Genomic DNA, 24,017 nt, shown 5'->3' with positions numbered 1-24,017 from the left:
CAAGTATCCGGCCGCCTTTATGCGAAGCATTATTATTATCAATACGCTTCTCACTATTGCGTCCGCAAAGTCCATCGAAAGGAGCCAATGGATGTCCGCCTGTTTTTCTCCCCCCGCCTTCAGCATTCGCCAAGCCGCACTAATGGCGAGCCTTTCGGGTTCGCTGCTGGCCAGTGCCAATGCCTGGGCCGTGCCTGTCAGCTACAGCATCCCGGCGGGGCCGCTGGAAGTTGCAATCAACCAGTTCGCCACGGCAAGCGGGGTGACTGTCAGCGCCAGCAACGAAGAAATCACTGGCCTGCGCAGTGAGGGCCTGCAGGGCAGTTACGAGCTGGAGCAAGGCCTCGCACAACTGCTGCAAGGCAGCGGCCTGCAGGTGCAGCAAGCGGGAGACAAGCACTACATGCTGGCCCGACCCGGCCAGGACGGCACGATGGAACTCGCTGCAACGACGGTCTCCAGCGTAGGGCTGGGTGCCACCACCGAAGGCAGCGGCAGCTACACCACAGGTTCGGCCAATACGGCAACCGGGCTGCGCCTCTCGGCACGCGAGACACCACAGTCGATAAGCGTGGTGACCCGCCAGCAGATCGAAGACCAGAACCTGAACGATGTTGCCCAGGTACTGGAACAGACCCCAGGCGTGGTCGTCGACAGCATGGGGCCGGCCGGCAGCGACGCCAACCATATCTACGTACGTGGTTTTGAAGTCGGCACCATCCAGGTCGACGGCCTCAACCGGCCCAACAGCTTTGGCTTTCGCGATGACCTTGCCGACATGGTGTCGTATGACCGGGTCGAGGTGGTACGCGGTGCCACGGGGCTGATGTCCGGCACCGGTGACCCCGGTGCGACCGTCAACCTGATTCGCAAGAAGCCGACCTTTGAAACGCAACGCAAGCTGACCCTGAAAGCAGGCTCGTGGGACACTTACCGCACCGAGCTGGATGTGTCCGGCAAGCTGTCCGAAAGCGGCCACGTACGCGGGCGCCTCGTGGCCTCGAACACCGACAGCCAGAGCTACGTAGACCGCCAGTCCCTGGAACGGCAGGTGGCCTATGGGGTGCTGGAATGGGATATCACCGACAGCACGATGCTGACCGTGGGGGCCGAATATCAGGAAATGGACAACGACGGCGCCGGTAACCACGGCTTCCCGATGTTCAACTCCGATGGCAGTCACTTCAGCCCTTCCCGCTCGTTCAATTCGGCCTCGGACTGGAGTTATCACAAGCGTCGCACCAAGACCCTGTTCACCACACTGGATCACGACCTGGCCAACGGCTGGCACCTGAAATTCAACGCTGAGCACAGTCGCCGAAGCTACGACGACGTATTTGCCACCGCCGCCAGCGGCACAGTCAACCCTGATGGCAGCGGCATCCAGACCTGGACTGGTCGTTGGGCAGGCGAACCTCGGCAGACCTCGTTCGACCTGTCGGCTACGGGCCCGTTCGAAGTGCTATCGCGCGAGCACCAAGCGTACGTCGGGCTCAGCCACTACCGGGCCTACTACCGCAACGACGGCTACCATCTCTGGACCTGGCAGGACATCGACAACATCCATGACTGGGATGGCTCGTTGCCAATACCTGACGCCATCCACAACAAGACGACGGAAAATGCGCTGGACGAAACCCAGGACGGCCTGGTGGCTTCGGTGCGCTGGAGCCTGGCCGATGACCTGTCGCTGATTACCGGCGCGCGGGTGATCGACTGGCGACGTGACGAAACCGAGGAGCAGTTGGCGAGCGGTGAAACCAAACACACCTCGCGCAGCGAAACCGGGGTCGTCACCCCTTACATCGGGCTGGTTTACGACATCAATGACAACTGGTCGGCCTATGCCAGCTACACCACCATCTTCAACCCGCAAGACAAACAGACTGCATCGGGCAGCTACATCGACCCGTTGGAGGGCGTGAACTACGAGCTGGGCCTGAAGAGCGAGTTCTGGGACAAGCGCCTGACTGCTGCACTCAGCGTGTTCGAAGTGCACCAGGACAACCTGGCCGTGAAGGACGGCGACAAAAAGGCGCCGGACGGCAACCAGGCCTACCGTGCCGAGTCCGGCACCAGGACCCGCGGTTTCGAGATGGAAATGGCGGGCGAGATCCTGCCTGACTGGCAAGTATCGGCCAGCTACACCTATGCCGTGAGCAAGAACTCAGATGGCGACCGCCTGCTCACCGAAGTACCCCGCGACACCCTCAAACTGTTCACCAGCTACCGACTGCAGTCACTGCCACAGTTGAAAGTGGGCGGTGGTGTGCGCTGGCAAGGCTCGGAGTACGAGAAAAACGCAGGCCCCAACCACGAGACCTTCACCCAGGGTGCCTACAGCGTGGTCAACCTCATGGCGCAATATGCCCTCACGCCGCAAACCAGCGTCTCGCTGAACCTCGACAACGTGTTCGACAAGACCTACTACACGGCGATCGGCTCACGTGGCTGGTATGGCAGCCCGCGTAGCGCCACGGCCACCTTGGTGTACGCATTCTGACCCAGGTGGCCTACAAGCGTTTTCTGGCGAACGCAATGCGGTAGCCAGCGCGCCTCATTGATCGGGGTGAACTACCGCTGCGGCCAGTCGACTGATCATGCCGGGACAGTTACGCTGGCGCTTTCCCTTGCACGGAAGCGCCAGCGATCGCACTCACCCTACTGCCCTCCCCTGCGAACACCGCAAGCACCGGTACCATCCACGGTACGGTCAGGACAATCCCGGATACAGCAATCACGGCTAGGCACCTCCATGCCTGAACAACGGATGCTAGCGCTCACCGCACCTTCCGGAGATTCCGCTCGTTGACTGACTCACAGCACAACCCAACCTACGCAAAACGGTTCGAAGCCGTGCTTGCCTACATCGACAGCCACCTCGAAGGTGACCTGTCGGTAACTGCCCTGAGCCGCGTCGCCCACTTCTCGGCATTTCATTTCCATCGGCAGTTCACGGCATACATCGGCGTTCCGGTTTCACGGTATGTGCAACTGATGAGGCTTCGACGCGCGGCGCATCAACTGGTCGCCTCGCCTGCCATCTCGGTGCTGGAAGCAGCTCTCGGCGCCGGCTTCGAAAGCCCCGAAGCCTTTTCCAGGGCCTTCAAGCGTGCTTTTGGCATGGCGCCGAGCGTATTCGCCAAGGCCCCGAACTGGCAGGCCTGGAGTGCGGTTTTCATTGTTCCCCATCATTCCAGGAGCATCACCATGCAGATCCGTATCGTGGATTTCGCCGAAACTCATGTAGCCGCGCTCGAACACCAAGGGGCGCCCAGCCTCATCAGTGAAAGCGTTGCGCGTTTTCGCCAATGGCGCATTCAAAGCGGTCAGTCACCGGTGGCCAGCAGCCGAACCTTCGGCATTCCCCACGACAACCCCGATACCACCCCGGCGCACGCCTTTCGCTTCGCCGTGTGTGGCGAGATAGACGAAGCCGTGCAGCCGAATGATTTTGGCGTGCACGAACGCATCATCCCGGCGGGCCGCTGCGCCGTACTCCGGCATACCGGGTCGCCTGACTACATTGGTGAAACCATCTATCCGGTTTATCGGGACTGGTTGCCTTCGAGTAACGAGGAACTGCGTGACCATCCGTTGTTCTTTCACTATTTGAGCGTGTATCCGGAAACGCCGCTGGAGCAATGGCAAACGGATATCTACGTGCCGCTCAAGTAACTTGGCTAGACGGCCGCCAGGGGTTTTGAGGTATGCCATCTGCGAGACCTTCGTCCGTTTTCGGCTGAGATCGGCGGGAAACGCGTGCCCTATGCCGGAGGTGATCCGGCATAAGGCTGCAGGGCCGCGCATAGATCGAGTCCAGACGGATACCCTGCTCTCTTGATAAACTAGCCGCCTGCCCTAGCAATCACCGATCTCCCGCCGTCGACTTTTGCTACCTCGCGCCCTCGGATTGCTACAAACCCCCTCGAAATTGCTGAATTTGGTACAAGACACGTTGAACGATATGACCACAAACCCAGGCTCTAACCCAGCAACCACGCGCCCTGAGCCTTCCCGTCGCTTCAGCGTTGCACCGATGATGGATTGGGCAGGTGCTTCCTGAAACCCGCTACTCAATTGGCCTCTATCCCTCCTAGCTTGAGCCTGTACCATTTTTTTACCACTACCAATGTGCCAAAAGCTGATCGGCTTTCCTACTGCCAGTCAAAGTAGACCTTGCCCTTAATCGGTTCCCTCCGCCTGCGTCCACCTAGAGCTCAGCGGACAAACCAAAGCGCCGAATAACCCTTCGCTGTTTGAAAATGCTTCGCGTTGTCCTATAGCCCCCGTCAGCAACTCGCCCGCCTCCTACCTCTCTTTCATCAACTGCTCTGCCCTTGCCGTTCGTCATCCTAATTACCCGCACCAATAGGCCTCGCTACCGTGTTTTTGCGTATTGACTTGCAACGCAAATAATATCAATCTGCCCACACTCATTTGATGCAGATGGGTTCCGTTCGGCCCATTGCATTATACGTATCGCACTGGAGTCACAATAAGGGATTATCGAGTGGAAAAACTCAAAGTAAAAAACTTCGTAGTACTAAAGAACGCTGAAATAGAAATCAAAAAACTCAATGTCATCATAGGCCCTCAAGCCAACGGCAAGAGTCTATTAGCAAAACTTACAAACTTCTTTAAAACCATCCCAAATATATTTATCCAAAGCATTCGCACTTTCGATACAAAAAGAGAATTTGATAAAAAAATTCTTTCCAAATTCGAAGAGCGGTTTCCTAGGTACTCCTGGGAAGGCTCTAGTTTCAATATCCTATACGTCAATGGTGAAATCAGTATAGCCATTGACGGAAAGTCTAATAAAAAAAACAAGACAACCATCACCCTTAAATACTCTGAAAACCTAACCAAAACTTTCAATGCAAAAAAAGCCACATACAAACGTAAAACTGAAGAACACAAACTCAAGGCGCCCGAGGATGACTTCCTAGAAGACTGGAGCTTGGTGCGAAATCACATCACCGAGCCACTCAGATCAGAGTATTCATTCTTCAATGGCGAGCCAATTTTTATCCCTGCCAGCCGAAGTTTCTTTGCCAATCTTCAGAAAAATATTTTCACCTTCTTGGCGTCCAACCTTGAAATCGACCCTTACCTAAAAGACTTCGGCCGTATTTATGAGCAATCTAAGCGATTTTACGGAGAACCATATCTGATTGGCCGCGTCGACGAAGCCGTTGCAAATTACTCTGATATTTTTGAAACAGTCGTTAGCGGAAAGTACCAATACGAAGACGAACAAGATTGGATTGTGACAAAGGGAAGAAAGATAAACTTAGCCAATGCATCTTCAGGCCAGCAAGAGTCGCTACCAATGCTACTGGTATTAATGATCTGGCCTGTACTCAGAAGTAACTCAGTAGGTGACATGTACTTCATCGAAGAGCCAGAAGCACACCTCTTCCCAACGGCTCAAAACAAAGTTATTTCACTTCTCTCTAAAATCCAAGATCGCGCAAACAATAGCTACTTCATAACATCGCATAGCCCATACATACTTTCAGCCATTAATAATTTAATTTTGGCCAACGATACAATTTCCAACGGAAATATGAGCCTAGAAGACTTCATAGAGCTCAACGGACCAAGCAGTCCAATTAGCTTCGAGGATACTGCAGCTTATACGATCCTAGATGGCGTCTCAACTCCTATTGCTGACCCTGAGTATAGAATGATAGGCGCTGATTTACTTGACGACATCTCTGAGCACTTTGAGCACGTCATGAACAAAATGATTTCTAGTGGATCTGAACAATGAATTACGCGCTATGTACAACCACCGTTACAGACCCCAAAATTGTTGTCAGCGAAAATAAAAGCCGCATAGAAATCCTAAACATTAATCGCCTTGAGGTGAATAAGATACAAGTTGATGGCTGCCTAATCGCCAAAAACCAAGAAAAATGTGACTGGCTAATCACTTGCGAACAACCGACCCCGAAAGCTATATATATAGAATTAAAAGGATGCGACCTGGACAAAGCCATTTCACAATTAAAATCCACTATAAGCGACACCAAAGCCCAGTACTCTCGGTACGCACGAGAATGCTACGCCATCACTACGCGCGTGCCGAAACACGGAGCTACTACCCGCAAACGAAGCATTGATTTTTTTAACCACACCGGCGCTACGCTTTCAATAAAGAACTCTCCACATAGCATTTCCATTTAACCTGAGCGGCAAAAGCAAACCTTACTTTAATTGTGTTGCTAAAGGGACAGAAAAAGGCGCGCAAGGCAGAAATCATGGCTTGTGCGCCTTTTCGCATTGCAGCATAAGAACGGAAATGTATGGGAGGCCCTGCCTGTACTGCATCTTCAGCGACCAGAGATAGGATCTTGAGCCCGCCTCAACCTTCTCAATTTGCTGCTATAGATCAGAAAAACGGCTATTCTCGCGTCAGCGAATGGTCTGTCTAGGTCTAGTGCGCCCTAGAATTTTCCCTAATCTATCCTAAGAACTCTCAGACTAGGAGTATGGTCATGGATGAACAAGCCTCAATCACAGCTGACACGCTTGAGCTTATGCTTCTGAACCAGGTTGCCATCAGAGCGGCGCTGGAGGAACTCTCGCTATGGGTAAGTCATCGCGGCTCTGTCCACGTCCATGAAAACGTCATGGGCGTTCTAGCGACCCTTGATTCCCATGTTGAGGGGATCACATCCGGAATAGAAAGCTTGCGGGAGTGAGCCTTCACGCTGCTTCGCTGGCAGCATCTTTCCAACCATTAAAAACTTCACCACTAATTGATTTCCTTGAAGCTTGCAGAACATATGATTCAGAGGTTATATCGGAATGCCAAAATTTTCATGGCCGAATTACCCTGCGAATACAGCTGAGTTCGATGCACTTATGATGGAGATAGATCGCGTACTCCACTCCGAAGGTGTAAAGCCACATCAGCGCCCCCTACACGTTGGTAGAAAATTCTGGGAGGCATTCGGTTGGGGTGGACGGGTTTTCCCACCCGACTCTTTGGCAGAACAAACCGGCTTCGCTGGTGATATCTTGATGGCCAAAGCCAATCGATGGTACGAAGACGTCCTAGGACAGCGGCTTAAAATACAGTTGTCTTTAGGTGACGTCCCCGCAAAAATCGGCAATGCCATATGGCGAGTCCGCTTATGTGAGTGGGCGGGCACTGTAAATTTCTTCGCACACCGAAATTTAGGAAACCGTGGCAATCAAAAAGGCACGAACAAAGACGGACCGAGCTTAAACATCTTAACCCTTGTGGATAATTTACCCCAAGGCATGGTTGACAGGCTAAGTGATGCAGAAATAATAAACCATCACCGATATCATATGTTCGCTTTACATGCTCTTCAATGGCGAAACAACCTCCCGACTACAAATTTATTCGAAGCTGGCAAGGACGACTACAGCTCCTCGACCGAAGACATTTTATCTGATCGCTACTCACAAAGCCGATGGGCGTCTCAGCAGTGCGTTGAAAAGACGTTAAAGGGCTTTTTAGAACTGGCAGAAGAAAAGTACCCGAAAGGCGCACAAGGTCACGACCTCGCAACCCTGAGCGAGTTAATACGAGTAAAGCTCAACATCTTTATTGATCCATATCTTATCCGTAGCGCCCACTGTGCCACAGGTGCGAGATACAGGGATGAGCCGTCGTCCTTAGAACAGGCCTTCACTGCCAATGTAGCTGCCCTTGGGATTTATTCTACTCTCAAAGACTCCCCCAAAGCGGACGAAATATTAATGAGTCTCCGTTCAAGATCAAAGTAGTTATCAACCATATAGTTTACCAACGTCCGACGAGAGCTAGAATAGTAAATCTAGCTCTGTTGGACGCGTTCATGACTAGCACTTTCCAGCCAATTCGGCCTCGCCTTAATGCTGGGTCGCACTGCTGGAGTGATGATTAAGACATTCGAAGGGAAAGCCGTTTAAATCATACTGGATATCTGAATGGTCGTTGATGCCAACCATTACCCTGCCCCTGCAGCGGCGCATGAAATCAGCCAGCCACCTCCCCCACCAGAAACGGTACGATATCAGCTCTTAAGCGGGCTCAGCGCACCCGCCATAGCTGATCGATTCGCGTAGTATACGACCTACTCATCATCTCGCGGCGCATCACCCAATCGGGGGCGCGGGGGACGCTGGCCGAACGCATCGTCCCCCGGCCGTACTTGCCATTAATTTCGTCCAGCACCGACATCAGCCGGTCACAGGCCACCGGCTGAGTTACCGCGAACAAGTCATCCGTGAACTCGCCCGGCTGCCGCAGATCCATAAGCAGCACCTCGGCTTTGCTGTATCGGTACCCAGGGCGATAGACCTTGTCCACCGCCTCGGTAGCCGCCCTGGTGAGCAACAACGTATCGTTAGTGGGATACGGCAGCTCTACCAGGACGCCCTTGGCGTATTTGGCTTCGTCCGGGTTGAACATGCCTGTGCGGATGCTCACTCGCATACGCTTGCACACAGAACCCTGCCCTCGTAGCTTTTCGGCCGCCCGGCCGGCATAGCTGGCCACCGCCTGCTTGATCGGTGCCAATTCAGTCAGGCGCTTGCCGAACATCCGGCTGCAGCAAATCTCTTGCTTGGGCGGGGCAGCCTCCTCGAGCTCTAGGCACGGTGTGCCGGCGAGCTCCCTGGCTGTCTTCTCAACGACCACGCTGAACTTCTGGCGCAGCGTCCACGGGTCCGTCTTGGCCAAGTCCATTGCCGTGCGTATTCCCATCGACTCAAGGTGCGCTGTCATCCGCCGGCCGATCCCCCAAACTTCCTTGACCTCGGTGTTGCGCAATACCCAGTCCCGCTTGAACGGGTCGCAGATATCGACTACGCCCCCGGTCTGCGCCTGCAGGCGCTTCGCGGTATGGTTGGCCAGTTTTGCCAGCGTCTTGGTACGGGCAATTCCTACCCCTACCGGGATACCGGTGCACTTAAGCACCTTGGCACGCACCTGGCGGCCGAACTCGGTAAGGTTGCCCTGAACCCCAGTCAGATCGGCAAAGCACTCATCGATCGAATACACCTCTGCGGCTGGCACCATCGACTCAATCAGCGACATGACGCGCTCGCTCATGTCGCCGTAAAGCGCATAATTTGATGAAAAGGTCACAATGCCGTGCCGCTGCAGCTTGTCCTTGCACTGGAAGTAAGGCTCGCCCATTTTGACGAATGGCTTCGCGTCGTACGACCTGGCGATCACGCAGCCGTCGTTGTTGCTCAGCACCACGATGGGGGTCTTGGCCAGATCCGGCCGGAACACGCGCTCACAGCTCGCATAGAACGAGTTGCAGTCAATCAGCGCGAACACTTGGTCACTGCGCATGGTCACGCACGCTGTAGCGGACCACACCCCAGATCACCAGGTCATCACCTTCCATCACATACCTCGGTGGATAGGCTGGGTTTTCAGATTGCAGGATCACCACACCGTTACGCCGGTATAGCCGCTTACAGACCGGCTCTGTGTTGATGGCCGCTATCACGATGTCACCGTGCTCGGCATCACGACTACGATCTACGATCAGCAAATCCCCGGAGTAAATGCCGGCGCCCTGCATGCTGTCGCCCTCAACCTGCACCAGGTACATATGCGGCGCCCGAAGATCGAAGAGCTCGTCCAGGGAAATGTGCCGCTCGAGGTGATCCGCCGCCGGCGACGGGAAGCCTGCAGGCACGCGGAACGAATACACCGGCAACTGCGTGGGGCCACCGATTGGCGTTCCCCAAAATGTGATGGACATGATGGACGGACTCGGAAAACTGTATAAACATACAGTTAACTGATAGATCGCGCTCCGGTCAATGTCTGAGCGAGAGGATCCCGATAAACGTTAGAGGTAGGTATGTGCGGAAGGTACTCGATCTACGAGGCAATGGATGTTTACCTCAGGCAGCTGGCACTCGACCTGGTGGTGATCAATGGCTATGACCATGAGCGGATCAACCGCTATAACGTCGCGCCATCAACACGGGTCGAGCTGATCCGGCAGAACGCTGCAGGGCTGCGGGTGGATCGAGTCAAATGGGGATGGGCGCCCTTTTGGGCAAAGGGGAAGCGTCCCGACCCGATTAATGCGAGGGCCGAGACAGTGATGACGGGGAAATTCTTCAAGGCGCTATGGCCAGTAGGCCGGGCTATCGCACCGGCTAACGGCTGGTTCGAGTGGATACCCGACGCAGCCGATCCGAAGCGGAAACAGCCCTATTACATTACGGCTGCAGACGATGAGCCGCTGTTCTTCGCTGCACTAGCTGAAGTGCATGAAGGGATCGAGCCTGACGACCGCGACGGGTTTGTGATTATCACCGCCGCAGCGGACCAAGGCATGGTCGATATCCATGACCGCAAGCCACTCGTCCTAAGGCCCGAGCTGGCCAGAGAGTGGATAGATCCAGCCACAACAGCAGCGCGTGCCGAAGAGATCGCACAGCTGGGCTGCCGCCCAGCTGGCGACTTCAAGTGGCATCCAGTGAGCAAGCTGGTTGGCAACGTGCGCAATCAGGGAGCAGAGCTCATCGAGCCCGTGCAGGTATCAGAACAGCTGCCCTAGCGGAGCTGGGTCCCAATTCATGATAACCAGTTCTCCCGTCACATCGGCCTTGCCCTGACGCTGGTTCGTATTGCTGTAGCGGATATCCACACACTCGAAGTGGAAGCCTTCAAATGCACGCCGAATGTCTGGATGGTCGTTGATGCTGACCATCACCCTGCCCTTGCAACGCCGCATGAATTCCGCCATTCGCTCGTATTCCTCGAAGGGGAAATCCACGCCGTAGCCGGCGGTCTGCCAATACGGCGGGTCCATGTAGAAGAACGTGTGTGCTCGATCGTAGCGCTCGGCGCAGGCGAGCCAGGACAGGTTCTCGACGTAGGTGCCGGCGAGTCGCTGCCACGCGGCGGATAGGTTCTCCTCGATACGCAACAGATTGATGGCAGGCCCGGTGGTCGCGGTACCGAACGTCTGCCCGGTGACTTTGCCACCGAAAGCGTGCTGCTGGAGATAGAAGAACCGGGCAGCACGTTGGATGTCCGTCAGCGTTTCGGGACGGGTCATCTTCTGCCATTCGAAGATCTGACGGGAACTGAGCGCCCACTTGAACTGGCGCACGAACTCCTCCAAGTGGTTCTGCACAACCCGGTAAAGGGTGACCAGGTCACCGTTGAGATCGTTCAGCACCTCCACCGGGGCTGGCTGGGGACGCATGAAGTACAACGCGGCTCCGCCGGCGAAGACTTCGACATAGCATTCATGAGGGGGGAACAGAGGGATCAAGCGGTCGGCCAGGCGGCGTTTGCCACCCATCCAGGGGATGATTGGTGAGGTCATAGGTATGCAAGTCTTTACTGTATGAATAAACAGGTGTAGGCTCGCCGCGCTTTGTGCACAAGGCAGAGGCCACGGCTGGACTTGCAGGAAGGGTCTGCGGGTTCGGCGGGCCGGGCTGGATGTTGGCGCATCCACCCGGCTCGCCTCTTTTCACTTGGTGACTTCGCGGACGTAGGCCTGGCAGGCCTGCAGCGCGATCAGTCCCCGGTCGCCTTCATCGGTGATGGCGACAATTCGTTGAGCATGCGCTCGGTCAAGTTGGGCGCGTACGGCGCCATGTACCACGCCTCGGGAGCCGGCGGCTTCTCGCATCCCACTGTCACAACCCTGGGTGGCAAGGGCTTCGGCGTCGACAAGGACTGACAGCCGCAGATCAGCGGTAGCAAGCCGGTCACGCAGACGAGCCTGAGCTTGTTGAGCATCGTTCATTTCCTTCCAGTGCGTTTTGGTCTGATCCTGCAGGCGAGCCTCCAGGGCGCGACGCGCATCCTGCTGCTCTGCGAGTTGGTCGAGCGCTGCTGCTGCGGCTTCCTCACGCTCACGGCCATGCGCGCGGTCTTTGTCCGCCAACTGCTTGCCGTAAGCATCGGCCTGCTCTGCGAGCTGCGCTCCGAACGCGTTGGCCTGCCAAACCCAAGCCGCCCGCGCGCCGATGGCACACGTGATCACCAGCGCTGCCAAGACTATGTGGCGAGTGCCCCAGGCGCTCACTGCAGCACCTCGAGTGCCCGTTTGTAGATGGCCTTTCGATCCTCCAGCCCATTAGTACCGCCGTTGATCCGCCTGGTGATGGCGAGGATGTCGCCCTTATCGGCCAAGCTGTTCAAGCCTTCCCTGTGCCAAAACCAGCCAGCAGACAGCGCGGCATAGACGGGCTGTTCGAGCAGCTCTGGTGTGTTGAGCAGTCGGCTGTCGCCGAATAGCGCCTCACTGCAGGCTTCATAGTTGTCGCGACCTGTCACCTGGATGAGCCCTCGACCACGGTAGAGCTGACCATCGCCATCAGCCTGCGGCGTATTGCCCAGGCGTTGTGCCAAGCGGCCGGTGTCGTACTTCGACAGGTAGCTATCACTACCGAGTTCACGCACGTATAGGAACTGGCCAGACTCGTGCCCCACCTGGGCGAGAAACGCAGCCATGCGTAGCCGCGTGATGATGGCGTACTTGCCCATGGTGGCGTTGAGGCCGGGAACAAAAACGCCGGCTTTGCGGCCGGCGTTCGGTAGGATCTGCTGCAGCTGTTTTTCAGTGATCGGCATTGCTTCTCTCCGTAAGGTTCACGCAGGCGACACATCCACCGTGCGCAATGGTTTGGTTTCTTTTTTCTTCTTGCCTTTGGCGGTGGCCTTGCCCTTCTTGCCGCCGTTGCATTCGACGGTCGTGGTCCAGCCCGAGGCGGTAAACACCTGCTCCACGCTGTCCACCAGGTACTCGCCATCGAGCCCGTTCTTGAAGCCCTGGGCGTTGATGGTCCGTTCGGCAAACAGGTCGGTACGCCCAACCATTTCCAGGCGCACGGCGGCGGTGCTGCGGTTGAACGCGGCCAGCCGCGCCTTGGCGGCCTGCTCGGCGGCGCTCTTGTTGGGGTAGATATGGCGGTCGGTGTGCACGCCCGGCAGGCCGGTGGGGGCGTCGTCGTTGCCCAGCTCAACCACGTTCAACTTGCCGGTGGCCTTGTCCTGGTGCTGGGTCTTCACCGCCTTCTGCGTGCTGCGGTCGCCCAGGCGGAACGAATAGCGGCTCACATCGGCGCGGCTGATGGTGACGACACCGATTGCCTTGCCGCTCGCGCTCTGCCCGCCCTGGCGCGGCAGCACCACCAGCTTGCCGCTGGCCACCTTGGCGGTGCAGTCGTACTGCTTGGCCAGGCGGGTGATGAAATTGAAGTCGGATTCGTTGCGCTGGTCGACGCGCGGCACTTTGGTTTGCACCGTACAGCCCGGCTCCCAGCCATTGCGGGCGGCCACATCGCTGACGATCTTGGCCAACGCCACATCCTCCCAGCTGCCGCTGCGGGTGGTCTTGCCGCTGCCGCGCATGTCGCTGGCCTTGCCGCGCAAGGTGATGGTGTCCGGCGGACCGGTCACCTCGACCTCGTCCACGGTGTAACTGCCCAAGCGCGCCATGGCCTGCGCGCTGTAGCCTAGAAAGACCTCGATCTTGGCCCCGCGCGAGGGCAACGTGACGGCCTGGGCGCGGTCGTCAATGCGCAGCTCGAATTCGTCCGACTCCATGCCGGGCTTGTCCGAGGTGCGCAGCAGCGACAGGCGATCATTGATCAGCGCGGTAATGTCCTTGCCATCCGCGACGATTTGGAACACAGGCTTCATGGGGTTGCTCCAGAAAAGAAAAAACCCGCACAGGGCGGGGTTCGTTACGCGTAACGCGGGATCAATCCCACAAGGTGACTTGCTCGGTCTCGGCCGCTGTCAGGTCGGGCAGGTAGATCAGCACGCCGGCGCGATACGGCTGCGCCTCCTCGGCCAGGCCCTGATTGGCCTGCAACACCGCCTCGACGGTACCCACCAGGGTGCCGTAGTAGGCGTGGCACAGGCTGTCGAGCAGGTCGCCCTCAGACGTTCTGCATGTCATTGCCATAGGCGACAAACTCCAGGTTAAAGCCCTGCTTGCGCGGGATGCCGCCAGGTAGCAGCGCCCCCTGCTCCTCGTCCACGCTCAATAGGCACCAGGTACCCAGCACCTCACCGTAACCCGTGGTCAGGGTCAGCGGCTGCAGGCGCCGGCCGATGCTGCGCAACTCGTTCAGCTGGCCGATACCGCCCCGGAACAGCGGGAAGATCGCACCCTTGATCGTCAGCTTGTCCTCACCCTGCCCCACCGCCTGCTGCGCAATCTCACGCGTCAGGCGCTCCTGCCCGGCCCAGCGGAACGCGGTCTTGCGCGTCAGCTCATCAAACGCGGCCGTGTCCAGGTTGAAGTAGTAGGGCTTAAGCTTCGGGTCTTGCGGCTGGATGATCAGCAGATGCGGGAACGGCTTCACCGCCTCGGCCGCCGGCGTCATGTCGGCGCCGAGCACACTGCTCGGGAAGATATTGCCCAGGCTTGGGCTGAGCTTCCCGCCAATGCGATTGACCGCCGCCCCGGCCTTGGCCGCCTGTTCCTTGAGCGTACCCAGGCGCTGCTCCACCTGGGAGGCCGCCGAAACGGCCCGGCTGTACTTCGCCGCCACCTGCCCCACTGCGGAGTGGGCCGCATTGATCTGCCGCATGGTGCGCTGCAGCTTTTCGCCCACCATCGGGCCAATAATCGGCAGGCTTTCCAGCTCTGAGGCGGCGCCCGTCATGTCACGGACAGCCCCGTTTAGCGGGCCCAGCATACCGTCGAGACTGGTACGGCCGGCCTGGCCAGCCGCCACCAGCGCCGACAGCGTCGAGCCCATCAGCTCCATGTAGGCCATGGCACCTCCTTAAGCGACATCCGCCGCATCAAACAAGCTAACCGAGGCCTGGCGGGCCGCCACCTCGCGCTGGAACCCTTCAAACATCACGCGCAGCGCCTGCTCGGCCTCGCGCACGATCTGGTTGGGGTCTTTCACATCACCATGCACGACAATGGGCATGTTCGGTGCGAAGGTAAACGACTGGTCAACCTTCGCCGGCTCGCGCTTGGCCTTCTCGACGGACTTAGCCGCCGGGAGGGTCACCGCCGGCGACTGCACCGATGCCACCAGGGAACGCACCACATCGCCCATAGCGCCAGGCTCACCGCCACCTTTGACCACCTGCGAAACCACCGGGGCAATCGAGGGCGGCAGCTGCGGCACCTTCTGCAGCTCGCGCACAGCCATGCCGAGCGCTTGGGTCTGATCCACCGGCGGCGCAGGGCGCGGCTTGGCGGGCTTGGCGGGCTTGGCATCCAGCGTCAAGGTCGGGGCGAAGCCCTCGCCCAGGCCCGCGCCGGTACCACCGAACCCGCCAACCCCGTCGAACAGGTCGCGCTGGGCGAACTTCGGCAGCTTGGCATAGGCCTGCTCGACCTCGGCGTCAGTCATCTGATCGACCGACTTGGACGGCGCGGCTGGCCGGGTGGTGACCGCCGCCGGTGCAGGCATGGCGGCCAGCGGGGCCAGGTCCTTGACCACCGGTGCCGGCATCGCAGCCGCCACCGGCAGGGCCGGCACAGGGGCCGATTCCTTGGTCGCCGGGGCCTGCGCCTCGCCCTGCTGTGCCGCTGGCTCAGCGCTTGCGACCTGGTCCGACTCAGGCTGTTCCTCACCGAACCATTTCTTGCCCAGCCAGCCACCGACAGACTCACCGCCGAGGCCACCGAGGGCTGCGCCAATGGCGCCACCGACAGCGGTACCAATGATCGGCACAACCGAGCCAATCGCTGCACCAGCGGCCGCACCCGCCATGGCGCCGGCCATGCCGCCCGCCACCCCGCCGTAACCCTCGGCCTTTTCGTCCTGGGTTTCGGCGTTCAACGCCACATCGAGCGCGCCCGGTACCGCGTCAATCAGCTTGCCACCCGGCAGCTTGCCAGCGGCTCGGGTGATGCCGCGCACGCTGCGCACCATCCGCCCCAGCTTGTTCGCTTCACCGGCCGCCTCCGCTGCGCCAGCGAGCGCCGCCACGCCGGCCATTGGCGCACCCGGCGCGCGGCGCACATCGGCCATTGTCCCAGCACGGCGCCGGCGACGACGACGCGCACGACGGCTACCAGCCTCTGCAGGGCCCGAATTAGCCACGCTACCGCCAAGCCGGCCGATAGCGTCGGCATTGACCACGAACACGCGCTGCGGCTCGCTGCCGACTCCTGGGGCCGGGTCATTGCTGGCCGGCACGCCAAACACCTTGCCCAGCGCGCCCATGCCGGCGTCCAGCACTCGATTGCCGGTCTTGGGTAGCGCCGCCTCAGCCGGGGCCTCCTCGAGCTTGCCGCCGCGTCGAGCGCTCCAGGCGCGGCCGCGCGCGACGTTGAACGCGCCTCGCGCGACCTTGGCACCACTGCGGACAGCCAGCAACCCGCTGATGCCCGCAGCCAACCCTGCCAGCCCCATGATCACCGCCGGGAACTTGTCCGACAGCGTGGTGATGCCCTGGGCAACCGCCGTCAGCCCCTTGGCCGCCATGTCGGTGGCCGGGCGGATGGCATCGCCAATGCTGCGCATGGCATCGTCGACCGCCTGGGCCGTCTCGGCCCATTGCTGGGACGATGTTTCGCGGCGCTCGGCCAGGTTCTTTTCCAGAATGCCCGTCGCCTTCTGCGAATCGGCTTTCAGGTCGGCATACAGGCCCCGGTTTTGCGCATAGGCGGTCAGCGCCGCCTTGACCTGCATGTCGGCGAACAGGTCACCGGTGCGCAGGGTCTTTTCCAGCGCCTCCAGCGCCGCCTTGGCCTTCTCCGGGTCAACCTCCTTGTCGATGTTGGCCTGGGCCTCTTTCATCTTCTTGGCTTTCGCCGGGTCTGTCGCTTCGACGTACTTCATGGCCAGGGCCATGGAGGACTCGATAACGTTCATGCCCTTCTGCAGGCCGGTGTTCAGCGATTCCTGGTAGTCGATACCTGCATCCTTGTAGGCCTTGACCACATCGCTGGAACCGATCTTCTCCATCCAGTTCTTGAAGTTGTTCGCCGCCTCATCCGAACTGCCGGCAGTCTTCATCTGCACCTGCAGCATGGCGCCCAGGGACGAAACCGAGTCCATGCCGGTGATGCCGTTCTTTTCCATGCCGGCGAGCAATTGCGGGAACCACTTGGCCATGTCGCTGGCCTCGAAGCTACCCGCCTGGCCTTGGTAGGCGATGGCCTCCAGGGCCTGCTCCATGACCTTGGGATCGCTGATCTTGGCGTTTTGCTGCAGCGCCATGATCATGCTGGCCGTGTCGACGCCCGAGGCGCCTTGGCCGACTGCGAACTTGGCCGCCGTCGGCGCATAGGCCATGGCCTTGTCCAGCTCCATGCCGGCGCCGACCAGCTGGTTGATCAGATCGGCCACATCATTGCGGCCCATGCCGGTGCCTTTGGCCGTCTGAATCACGGTGCGGCTGAGCTGAACCTCCTCGGGCTTGTTGACCGCATCGGCCTTGATCGCAATGTCGCGGATGATCGCCTGATAGTCGGCGCTGATCTTGGTCGGCACGGCCGCCAGGCCCACGCCCACAGCGGCCGCTGCCGCGTTGGACTTGAGCCCCGAGCGGCCGGTGTCGATTTGCTGGTGACCCTTAAGCTGCAGGTCGGCGCCTTTCGCCTCGCGGGCCAGGCGATGATATTCCCGGCTCAGGCGGCCAACCTCGACGCCCTGCTTGCGCAGCGAATCCAGGTTGCCATTGAGCTTGCGCAGCAGCTTGTCGGCGCCGGCGGCGCCGGCATCGTGTGCCCGCTTCCACTCGGCCTGCAGCTTCATGGTTTCGCCAATGGTGCTCTTGAGCACCTTGGCCTTGTTGCCTTTCTGTTCGAGCTTGGAAATGCGCCCTTCGACGTTCTTGAACGCGGCGCCGACCGACGACGCGACGGCGCCGCCGATCACCAGGGCTAACTGCATTTTTGCCATCGGTTACCCCCTTCTCAGTCGCCGAGCCACCACTGCATGTCCGCGAAGGACATGCCGGATATCTCAGTGGCCGAGAAATTCAGCTCCTTGGCCAGCCGCTTGGCCAGCCGTTTCTGCGTGGCCGCATCAAACGTCGTCGTCTTGCACCAGGCGAAAATACGCGGTCTGCAGGCGGGTGTAGTCCTTGAGGTCCATGCCCTCCAGTTCCTTGGCGCTAACCTCGGCCAGCGAAGCGAACAGGTTCAGCTCGCGCTGTTCGTCATCGTCGCCTGCGCCCCGCTGCGCCACGCGAATGTCGCGCACGGTCGGCGAGCGCATGGTGATGGTGTCGACCATCACGCTGTTCAGTTCGGTTGGCTTACTCAGCGTTACGGTAACGCGGTCGGCCGACAGGGTCAGCCAGGCTGGGGTTTTCTTGGTCATGAGGGTGCTTCCTTGAATTCGTGGGGAGGTGGGGTTACAGGCCGAGCGCGGCGCGCTGTTCGGCCAGCTGGTCGACGCCTTCAATAACGCGGCGCATGCCCAGCGCATCGATCTCGTAGACCGTGCGGTTGTCGACCTCCAGTTTGTAGTAGGTCAGGCTGACAGCGTGCTTGATCTCGGCCTTGTCGCCGGCCTTCCAGTCACCCATGTCGACCTCTTTGAGGCTGCCGCGCAGGGTGACGATTACCGGGGTGATTCGGCCCTTGAGGCCTTTGAAGGCGCCCCGGAACACGCCATTGAAGGCGGTACCGTCGGCCAGGCCAAAGAACTTCAGCGACTCGCGGCGCACGCCGGTAGTGGTGAAGCCGGCTTCCTGCTTCTCCATGCCCTGGTCCATCTCCACCGGCATATCCATGCCGCCGGGGCGGTGCTCCTCCATCTTGAGGGTGAGCTTGGGCAGGGTCAGGCTGGGAACATCACCCTGAAAGCTGATGCCGTCCACGAACAGGTTCATGTTGGCCAGGGTTTCGGGAATCATTGCCATGTAAAACGCTCCTTATGCAGCCGAGTCGAGAACTTCGGTCAGCCATTGATTGGTAACTTCAACGCGGAAATTCGGGTTCTCCGCCGGCGGCACATCGGTAAAGCGGATGTTCCAGTACACCTTGCCCTCCTCCAGCTGGCTGGCGGTGTTCAGCTCGGGGTCCGCGTACACCTCGAAGTTGATAATGGCGCCCTGGTTCTTGAGGTCGCGCATGAAGGCCTGCAGGCCCTCGGTCACATCCTTGACGTAAGTCGCGGTAATCGAGCGGTCGACCGCCCACTTGTGGCCGTACTGGATCGCGTCCATGACGATATCCATGGTCCGCACGCGGGTGACAAAGGCCCATTTCGGATCACTCGACAGCGTGCGGTTGCCCCACAGGCGGTACCCGTCATCACGAATGATGGTCGCGATCTTGGCGTTATTGAGCAGGTTGGCCCGGCAGGTCTCGTCGCCGTCCAGGTACTCCACCGAGCGGGTGGTGCCGGTGACCCCGACGTATTCCTTGTTCGATGGCGATGCCCAAAAACCGTATTCGGCATCGGTCCAGGCGAACAGGCCGGCGGTCCAGGCCGAGGCCGGCGCATCCACCGTGGCGGAATCGATGGTGTCCCAGTACTTAACGCCCGGATCGACCATGAACGCGCGCCGAGCACCGAACTCTGCGGCGTAGGCCTGGGCGGCCTCGTCGGTAGTGCCAGGGCCGTCGAGGATGGCGAGACCGCGCAGCTTGTCAGCCAGGCCCACCAGCGCGGTACCCACCGCCAGGGTGGAGCTGTGCTTGGGCGCCACCAACAGCCGCGGCTTGGCGTTGAAGCGGCTTTTGCCATCGAGCAGCGCCTGCAGACCGGTACGGGTGCCATCGGCCAGCACACCGCCGATGATCGCGGAGGTCTGCGCGGCCGCATCCTCCACCTTGGTCACGCCACAGGCGACGATCACCGCCTTGGCGCGGGTGTAGATCGCCTCGCAGGCCTTGGTGATGGCCGAATCAGCCCCCCAAGCCGCGACGGCTTCGCGCAAGCTGGTGACCAGCACCAGTTCGTTCGCCTTCGCGGTTGGGGTGCTATCCACACCAGGGCCGGGGGTGAAGGTGTCGACCAGGCCAATGATCGAGGTAGATGGGATGGCGATGGTGCGCGCGCCGTTGTCGACGTTCGTTACGGTAACGCCGTGAAAGAATCCAGCCATGGAATAGCTCCAAAAGAAAGGGCCGCACTGGGCGGCCCTGCAGAAACGAAAACGCCCCGGTAATCGGGGCGCTCAAGGGGTGACGAGAGGGTCAGGCGTTGCCGACGCCTACGACGCTGGCATTGATCGCCGCAATGGCGTGATCCGCGATAGCCTCGGCCTCGTCATGGCTGGCCGCCTTGAGCGCATTAACCTTGCCTTTGAGGCGCGCCGCGCGGATGGTGTAGAGCGCGCCTTTCCAGGCGGCCGCTTCTTCCAGAATGTTCTCGGCCGCCGCCTGGGGGCTCAGGCCCGCCGCATCGACCCAGGCCTGGACAGTGGCCGGAACCTCACCCTCAAAGCCGGCGGCCTTGAACGCAGAGGCTTCCTGCTCGGTCAGCTGGTACTCGATCACACGCAGGTTGTTGCCCACGACAGCAGAGCGGGCGCTGTCCGCCGCTTCCTCGATCTGCTGGGCTGCCACCAGGCGGGCCGCGCCGATCGGCAGACGGGCGTAGTCGAAGCCGTTGTAGTTGGAGCCTTCAAACGTGATGTTCAGGGATTCTTTGCGCATGGGTGCCTCACAGCTTAGTGACGTTGGTAATCAGCCAAGGGACGGTGTTTGGATCCTTGCCGGCAGCCACGCCGGTAATCAGCGAACCCTCAAGAGCAGTCGGGATAGTGCTGGCAATCACCACAAAAGCGAGGGAGTTGATGCCTGGGCCGACAAGTTTGCCGGCGAAGGTGCCGGCCAAGGTGAACGCGACGTTGTACAGGTTGAACGGCAGGAAGGGCGGAATGGTATTACCGCCGGCGTAGAGCAAGGCGTAGAAGTTGTCGAGCGGCAGCGTCAGTCCGGCCGTGTCTGGCAGCGCCAAGGTCAAATCAGCAAAGGTAATGGAAACCCGGCGCCCCACTTGGAAGCCCCCCATGCGCTTGGTGCCGGTACCCGTCGGAAAGTCTCTCAGTGTCAGCTTGCGCACATTACCCCCAACGGTATCGCCACGGATGACAATACCCCGGTTGCTAGCGGAGATTACCGAATCAAGCACGTAGTCCTTGACAAAGACGATTTCCACCGTGCCACCGCTAGGGGTGTTGGCAAGCGCCTGGTTGATGGTTTTCAGCGGGGCATCGACGGTACCCGCTGCGGTATCCACGCCAAGCTCCTGGTCGACGTAGAAGGTTCGGCCGATGGCCGGGGCAGCGGCTACAGCAGCGGCCAGCGCCGCATCGATACCTGCCTTTTTACCGTTGATCGTGTCGATCAGGGCCTTGCCTGTCGACGTCAGCGCAGCAATTTCGGTTTCGAGACTCATAGGGTTCTCATGCTCCGTGAATATGTTGGGTCAGTTGGGTTTGGGTGGAGAGGATCGAATCGGCCGCGCTAATACCCATGCTCAGCAGGCCCTCATGATCAACGGCATGTACGCGTTCGGCCTCAGTCATGCGTACCTGCAGCCGCCCCAGCTGCTCGCTGGTGATGCGTTGCAGCCGCGTCAGCTCAGTGATTTGTTCTTGCTGCTGGAAGTTGCGCAGCTGCTCGCCCATGAGCGAGGCCGCCAGCGCCGCCAGCGGCTCGGCCAGGGTCAGATTCAGCCCTGCCGCAGTGGTGTTGATCGTCACGCTATTGGCCGGCAGAACCGAAAGTGAAAGGTCGTAGGCCAGCAGCAGCTGGTCACCGGCGGGCTTGTACGCCAGCGCCTCGGTGGCGTGCGACCAGACCGCGAGCAAGGTGCCATCGCTTAGCAAAAAACCGATCTCACGAACCCAGAAAGCGGCGGCCCCATCCGCGACGGCGGTCAGGTGCAGCAACGTGCTGGTCAGCTTCTCGCCGCCGGCAATCGGGTACTTGGCCACCTGGTTGCGCAGGGTTTTCTGCTCGTTGCTCGGTATGTAATTTCCGGTACCAACCACAATGTGGGTGATCTCAGCCGAAAAGCCTGAATTGGTCGCGTTGAAGATCGCTGCCAGGCCGGCCTTGGTAATGACAGGTTGTAAAGCAGTACTCATAGAACAGCCTCCATCGTGCCGCGCACGACGACGTAACCCTGGGCCGCGTTGGCGGCGACAAGGCCCGATTCAGCGTTGATAGGAACACCCTGCGCCTCGGCAGATCGCCGATGGACGCCGAGCACGTTGGCGGCGTTGGCGAGTTGTAGCGTCTGCGCCGATGGATCGATTGGCACCGGCGCCGGCTCCATGGTCCGACGCTGCAGCGTGCGTGCTTGCACGGCATTGGCAAGCACCAGGCCACCGTCGAATCGCGCGCCAAGGCGGAATTCGTAGTGGCTGCGCTCGTTCTTTGCCGCATCGACCAAGGCACGCAACCGCTCGGCCAGTTGCGGCGAGATAATCGAGCCTTCGCCGCCCCGGTTATCGTTCGCCCACGCGGTGATCTGAAAGGTGTACGGCGCGGCATTCGGAATCTGGCGCCACTCCTTGAACTCGGCGTTAACCCGCACAGCCTTGAGCACCCGTCGGATCGCGCCAACGGTGCCCTTGGTCTTGTGCACTGGGATTGCCTCGCGGATCAGGTCGCGCTGCTGCTCCTCAGCATCCGCCGCCTCCCAGCCCTCGACCTTGAGTGCCCAGCCCAGCCACGGCAGGAAACTAGGCGGGCAGCGCGCCGAGTCCGCCATTCCCCGGATGATTCCCGGGTCTACCCCCCGCTCGCTGGCCGCCTCCAGTGCTCGCTCAAGGAGCGTGGCGTTATGCGGCAGCAGGCTCATGCAACCACCTTCGCGGTCAGGGTGATCGACGTAGCGCGCGGGTAATGCCGCTTGTCACACACCACCCCTTCCACGGGCTTGACCAGGTCCACACGGTTGATTCCCGCTACGTGCAATGCGGCATAGACCGCCGAAAGCGGCAACTGACCCGCGAGACGCCGAGCCTCGGCAATGGTGGCATCCAGGCTGGCCCGCGCTGCCGCCAGGACAACGTTAGGGTCTGGCCCGTTTTCCACCCAAAGCACGGCCTCCACCATAAAGTCAGTGGGGATTGCGGCCTGGACACGCGGGCGGTCAGTCACCGGGCGCACATCCTCCGCCGACAAAGCGGCCAGAGCCCCAGCCACCAACTGCGCCGAGGGTGTAGTGCTGTTCGGCCCCGCCAGAACAGTCAGCGATACGTCGCCGGGCAGCGGGCTGTCCAGGCCGGCGGCGTAGTCACACACCACCACGATGGCCCCGGCCGGTAACTGCGCCCTAACCGCATCACTTACCGCCACCCCGGAAAAACGGGGCGAATCGACGGAAACGTGCGCCAGATCAGCGGACGAACTCAGGGCGTGGTATTCATACGCCCCGCTGCTGCCTGCGACCGATAACGCCTCAAGCGACAACCGCGTGCGGTAACGCAGCTCATCGTCACCCTCCATGACCGCTTCCACCGGCGGCACCGCGTCAGGATCAGCTGCCCGAATGGTCAGCCGTTGCACGCCGTAGTCAGCCGCTCGGTTATCCAGGTCGGCGCGTTTGGCATAGGCAAGGAGACTAGCTTTGGCCGCATCATTGACTCGCGCACGCATCAACAACTCGCGGTAGGCCATGGTCTCGATCAGCTTGACCACCGGGTCGGATTCCAACAACGCGGTCCACTGATCGCCCATATGAGCCCGGAAGATGCCTAACACCTCCTGATACAGCGTCTCGAACTCCAGGGTTTCCACCACATTAGGCGGGGGAAGCAAAGACAGGTCAATCATGCACTCACCTCAAGTACAACGCCGTCGCCGAGATAGGCACCAGACAGCGACAGCGTGATTTGCCCGCCGACCACTGCCACCACGCGCACACGCTCCAGTTTCAAGCGCGGCTCCCAGCGCCCAAGGGCGCGCGCCACCTCAGCCTGCACTGCACTTTTCCAGCCTTCGTTAACCGGCAGGTCGACGTAACGGCGCAGGTGGCTACCGTACTCCGGCCGCATGCGCCGGCTACCGACAGGCGTGGTCAGAATGTCCTCAATGGACTGTTTCAGGTGGGCCACGCCGGATAGCAGTTGCCCGGTACGACGATCCAGCCCAATCATG

The 24,017-nt window shown here is 59.9% G+C and carries 24 protein-coding genes; 6 read left to right on the top strand and 18 right to left on the bottom strand.

The window, feature by feature from the left end; translation table 11 throughout:
* Positions 1–91: 91 nt before the first annotated feature.
* From RIN61_RS20275 to RIN61_RS20255, 5 genes are all read left to right on the top strand, one after another.
* Positions 92–2,503: a TonB-dependent siderophore receptor gene (locus tag RIN61_RS20275; RefSeq protein ID WP_313853691.1), complete on the top strand. Its 2,412-nt coding sequence runs from the start codon at positions 92–94 to the stop codon at positions 2,501–2,503.
* A gap of 305 nt (positions 2,504–2,808) precedes the next feature.
* Positions 2,809–3,678: an AraC family transcriptional regulator gene (locus RIN61_RS20270; RefSeq protein ID WP_215521161.1), complete on the top strand. Its 870-nt coding sequence runs from the start codon at positions 2,809–2,811 to the stop codon at positions 3,676–3,678.
* 835 nt (positions 3,679–4,513) lie between these two features.
* Positions 4,514–5,779 carry an AAA family ATPase gene (locus tag RIN61_RS20265; protein WP_313853688.1) on the top strand — a complete coding sequence of 422 codons (1,266 nt, stop codon included), beginning with the start codon at positions 4,514–4,516 and terminating at the stop codon, positions 5,777–5,779.
* Positions 5,780–6,506: 727 nt separating this feature from the next.
* Complete coding sequence (locus RIN61_RS20260; RefSeq protein WP_313853686.1) at positions 6,507–6,713, top strand: hypothetical protein; 207 nt, start codon at positions 6,507–6,509, stop codon at positions 6,711–6,713.
* A 322-nt stretch (positions 6,714–7,035) separates the two neighbouring features.
* The gene (locus tag RIN61_RS20255) at positions 7,036–7,770 is read left to right on the top strand and encodes a HEPN domain-containing protein (RefSeq protein ID WP_313853684.1); all 735 of its coding nucleotides are present in this window, start codon (positions 7,036–7,038) and stop codon (positions 7,768–7,770) included.
* Between the two features lie 286 nt (positions 7,771–8,056).
* Here the strand turns inward: RIN61_RS20255 and umuC are convergent, their stop codons facing one another.
* Both umuC and RIN61_RS20245 read right to left on the bottom strand, forming a co-directional pair.
* On the bottom strand, positions 8,057–9,328 hold the full coding sequence (gene umuC, locus RIN61_RS20250) for a translesion error-prone DNA polymerase V subunit UmuC (protein ID WP_313853682.1): 1,272 nt from the start codon (positions 9,326–9,328) through the stop codon (positions 8,057–8,059).
* The gene (locus RIN61_RS20245) at positions 9,318–9,746 is read right to left on the bottom strand and encodes a LexA family protein (protein ID WP_054572226.1); all 429 of its coding nucleotides are present in this window, start codon (positions 9,744–9,746) and stop codon (positions 9,318–9,320) included. The genes umuC and RIN61_RS20245 overlap by 11 nt, the downstream gene beginning before the upstream one ends.
* A gap of 102 nt (positions 9,747–9,848) precedes the next feature.
* Here RIN61_RS20245 and RIN61_RS20240 point away from each other — a divergent pair, with 102 nt between their 5' ends.
* Positions 9,849–10,556: an SOS response-associated peptidase family protein gene (locus RIN61_RS20240; RefSeq protein WP_313853679.1), complete on the top strand. Its 708-nt coding sequence runs from the start codon at positions 9,849–9,851 to the stop codon at positions 10,554–10,556.
* Here the strand turns inward: RIN61_RS20240 and RIN61_RS20235 are convergent.
* From RIN61_RS20235 to RIN61_RS20160, 16 genes are all read right to left on the bottom strand, one after another.
* On the bottom strand, positions 10,539–11,333 hold the full coding sequence (locus tag RIN61_RS20235) for a DNA adenine methylase (RefSeq protein WP_313853677.1): 795 nt from the start codon (positions 11,331–11,333) through the stop codon (positions 10,539–10,541). The genes RIN61_RS20240 and RIN61_RS20235 overlap by 18 nt on opposite strands.
* 150 nt (positions 11,334–11,483) lie before the next feature.
* Positions 11,484–12,044, bottom strand: coding sequence for a lysis protein (locus tag RIN61_RS20230; protein ID WP_313853675.1), 561 nt, complete (start codon positions 12,042–12,044; stop codon positions 11,484–11,486).
* Positions 12,041–12,592 carry a glycoside hydrolase family 19 protein gene (locus RIN61_RS20225; RefSeq protein ID WP_313853673.1) on the bottom strand — a complete coding sequence of 184 codons (552 nt, stop codon included), beginning with the start codon at positions 12,590–12,592 and terminating at the stop codon, positions 12,041–12,043. Before RIN61_RS20225 ends, RIN61_RS20230 begins: the two co-directional genes overlap by 4 nt.
* Positions 12,593–12,610: 18 nt before the next feature.
* Positions 12,611–13,663 (bottom strand): phage late control D family protein, encoded by a 1,053-nt coding sequence (locus tag RIN61_RS20220; protein ID WP_313853672.1) that lies wholly within the window; start codon positions 13,661–13,663, stop codon positions 12,611–12,613.
* Between the two features lie 61 nt (positions 13,664–13,724).
* Positions 13,725–13,931 (bottom strand): tail protein X, encoded by a 207-nt coding sequence (locus RIN61_RS20215; RefSeq protein ID WP_178075685.1) that lies wholly within the window; start codon positions 13,929–13,931, stop codon positions 13,725–13,727.
* The gene (locus tag RIN61_RS20210) at positions 13,906–14,751 is read right to left on the bottom strand and encodes a phage tail protein (protein ID WP_313853671.1); all 846 of its coding nucleotides are present in this window, start codon (positions 14,749–14,751) and stop codon (positions 13,906–13,908) included. The genes RIN61_RS20215 and RIN61_RS20210 overlap by 26 nt, the downstream gene beginning before the upstream one ends.
* Positions 14,752–14,760: 9 nt before the next feature.
* A complete protein-coding gene (locus tag RIN61_RS20205; protein WP_313853670.1) occupies positions 14,761–17,847 on the bottom strand; it encodes a phage tail tape measure protein in 3,087 nt (1,028 codons plus the stop codon).
* A gap of 126 nt (positions 17,848–17,973) precedes the next feature.
* Positions 17,974–18,270, bottom strand: a complete 297-nt coding sequence (locus RIN61_RS20200) for a phage tail assembly protein (RefSeq protein ID WP_313853668.1) — start codon at positions 18,268–18,270, stop codon at positions 17,974–17,976.
* A gap of 34 nt (positions 18,271–18,304) precedes the next feature.
* Positions 18,305–18,814, bottom strand: coding sequence for a phage major tail tube protein (locus tag RIN61_RS20195; protein WP_313853666.1), 510 nt, complete (start codon positions 18,812–18,814; stop codon positions 18,305–18,307).
* Positions 18,815–18,826: 12 nt separating this feature from the next.
* Positions 18,827–20,005, bottom strand: a complete 1,179-nt coding sequence (locus RIN61_RS20190; protein ID WP_313853664.1) for a phage tail sheath subtilisin-like domain-containing protein — start codon at positions 20,003–20,005, stop codon at positions 18,827–18,829.
* Positions 20,006–20,096: 91 nt separating this feature from the next.
* The gene (locus tag RIN61_RS20185; RefSeq protein ID WP_313853662.1) at positions 20,097–20,558 is read right to left on the bottom strand and encodes a hypothetical protein; all 462 of its coding nucleotides are present in this window, start codon (positions 20,556–20,558) and stop codon (positions 20,097–20,099) included.
* A 7-nt stretch (positions 20,559–20,565) separates the two neighbouring features.
* Positions 20,566–21,303: a hypothetical protein gene (locus tag RIN61_RS20180; RefSeq protein WP_313853660.1), complete on the bottom strand. Its 738-nt coding sequence runs from the start codon at positions 21,301–21,303 to the stop codon at positions 20,566–20,568.
* Between the two features lie 7 nt (positions 21,304–21,310).
* A complete protein-coding gene (locus RIN61_RS20175; RefSeq protein WP_313853658.1) occupies positions 21,311–21,997 on the bottom strand; it encodes a phage tail-collar fiber domain-containing protein in 687 nt (228 codons plus the stop codon).
* Complete coding sequence (locus RIN61_RS20170; RefSeq protein ID WP_313853655.1) at positions 21,994–22,716, bottom strand: phage tail protein I; 723 nt, start codon at positions 22,714–22,716, stop codon at positions 21,994–21,996. The genes RIN61_RS20175 and RIN61_RS20170 overlap by 4 nt, the downstream gene beginning before the upstream one ends.
* A complete protein-coding gene (locus RIN61_RS20165; protein ID WP_313853653.1) occupies positions 22,713–23,693 on the bottom strand; it encodes a baseplate assembly protein in 981 nt (326 codons plus the stop codon). Before RIN61_RS20165 ends, RIN61_RS20170 begins: the two co-directional genes overlap by 4 nt.
* Positions 23,690–24,016 carry a GPW/gp25 family protein gene (locus RIN61_RS20160; protein WP_313853651.1) on the bottom strand — a complete coding sequence of 109 codons (327 nt, stop codon included), beginning with the start codon at positions 24,014–24,016 and terminating at the stop codon, positions 23,690–23,692. The genes RIN61_RS20165 and RIN61_RS20160 overlap by 4 nt, the downstream gene beginning before the upstream one ends.
* Position 24,017 lies beyond the last annotated feature (1 nt).

The sequence above is a fragment of the Pseudomonas inefficax genome (assembly GCF_032164165.1).
In the GTDB taxonomy this organism is placed as follows: domain Bacteria; phylum Pseudomonadota; class Gammaproteobacteria; order Pseudomonadales; family Pseudomonadaceae; genus Aquipseudomonas; species Aquipseudomonas inefficax.
Note: the sequence above shows the minus strand (reverse complement) of the source record. Positions and strands in the feature narration are given on the sequence as shown.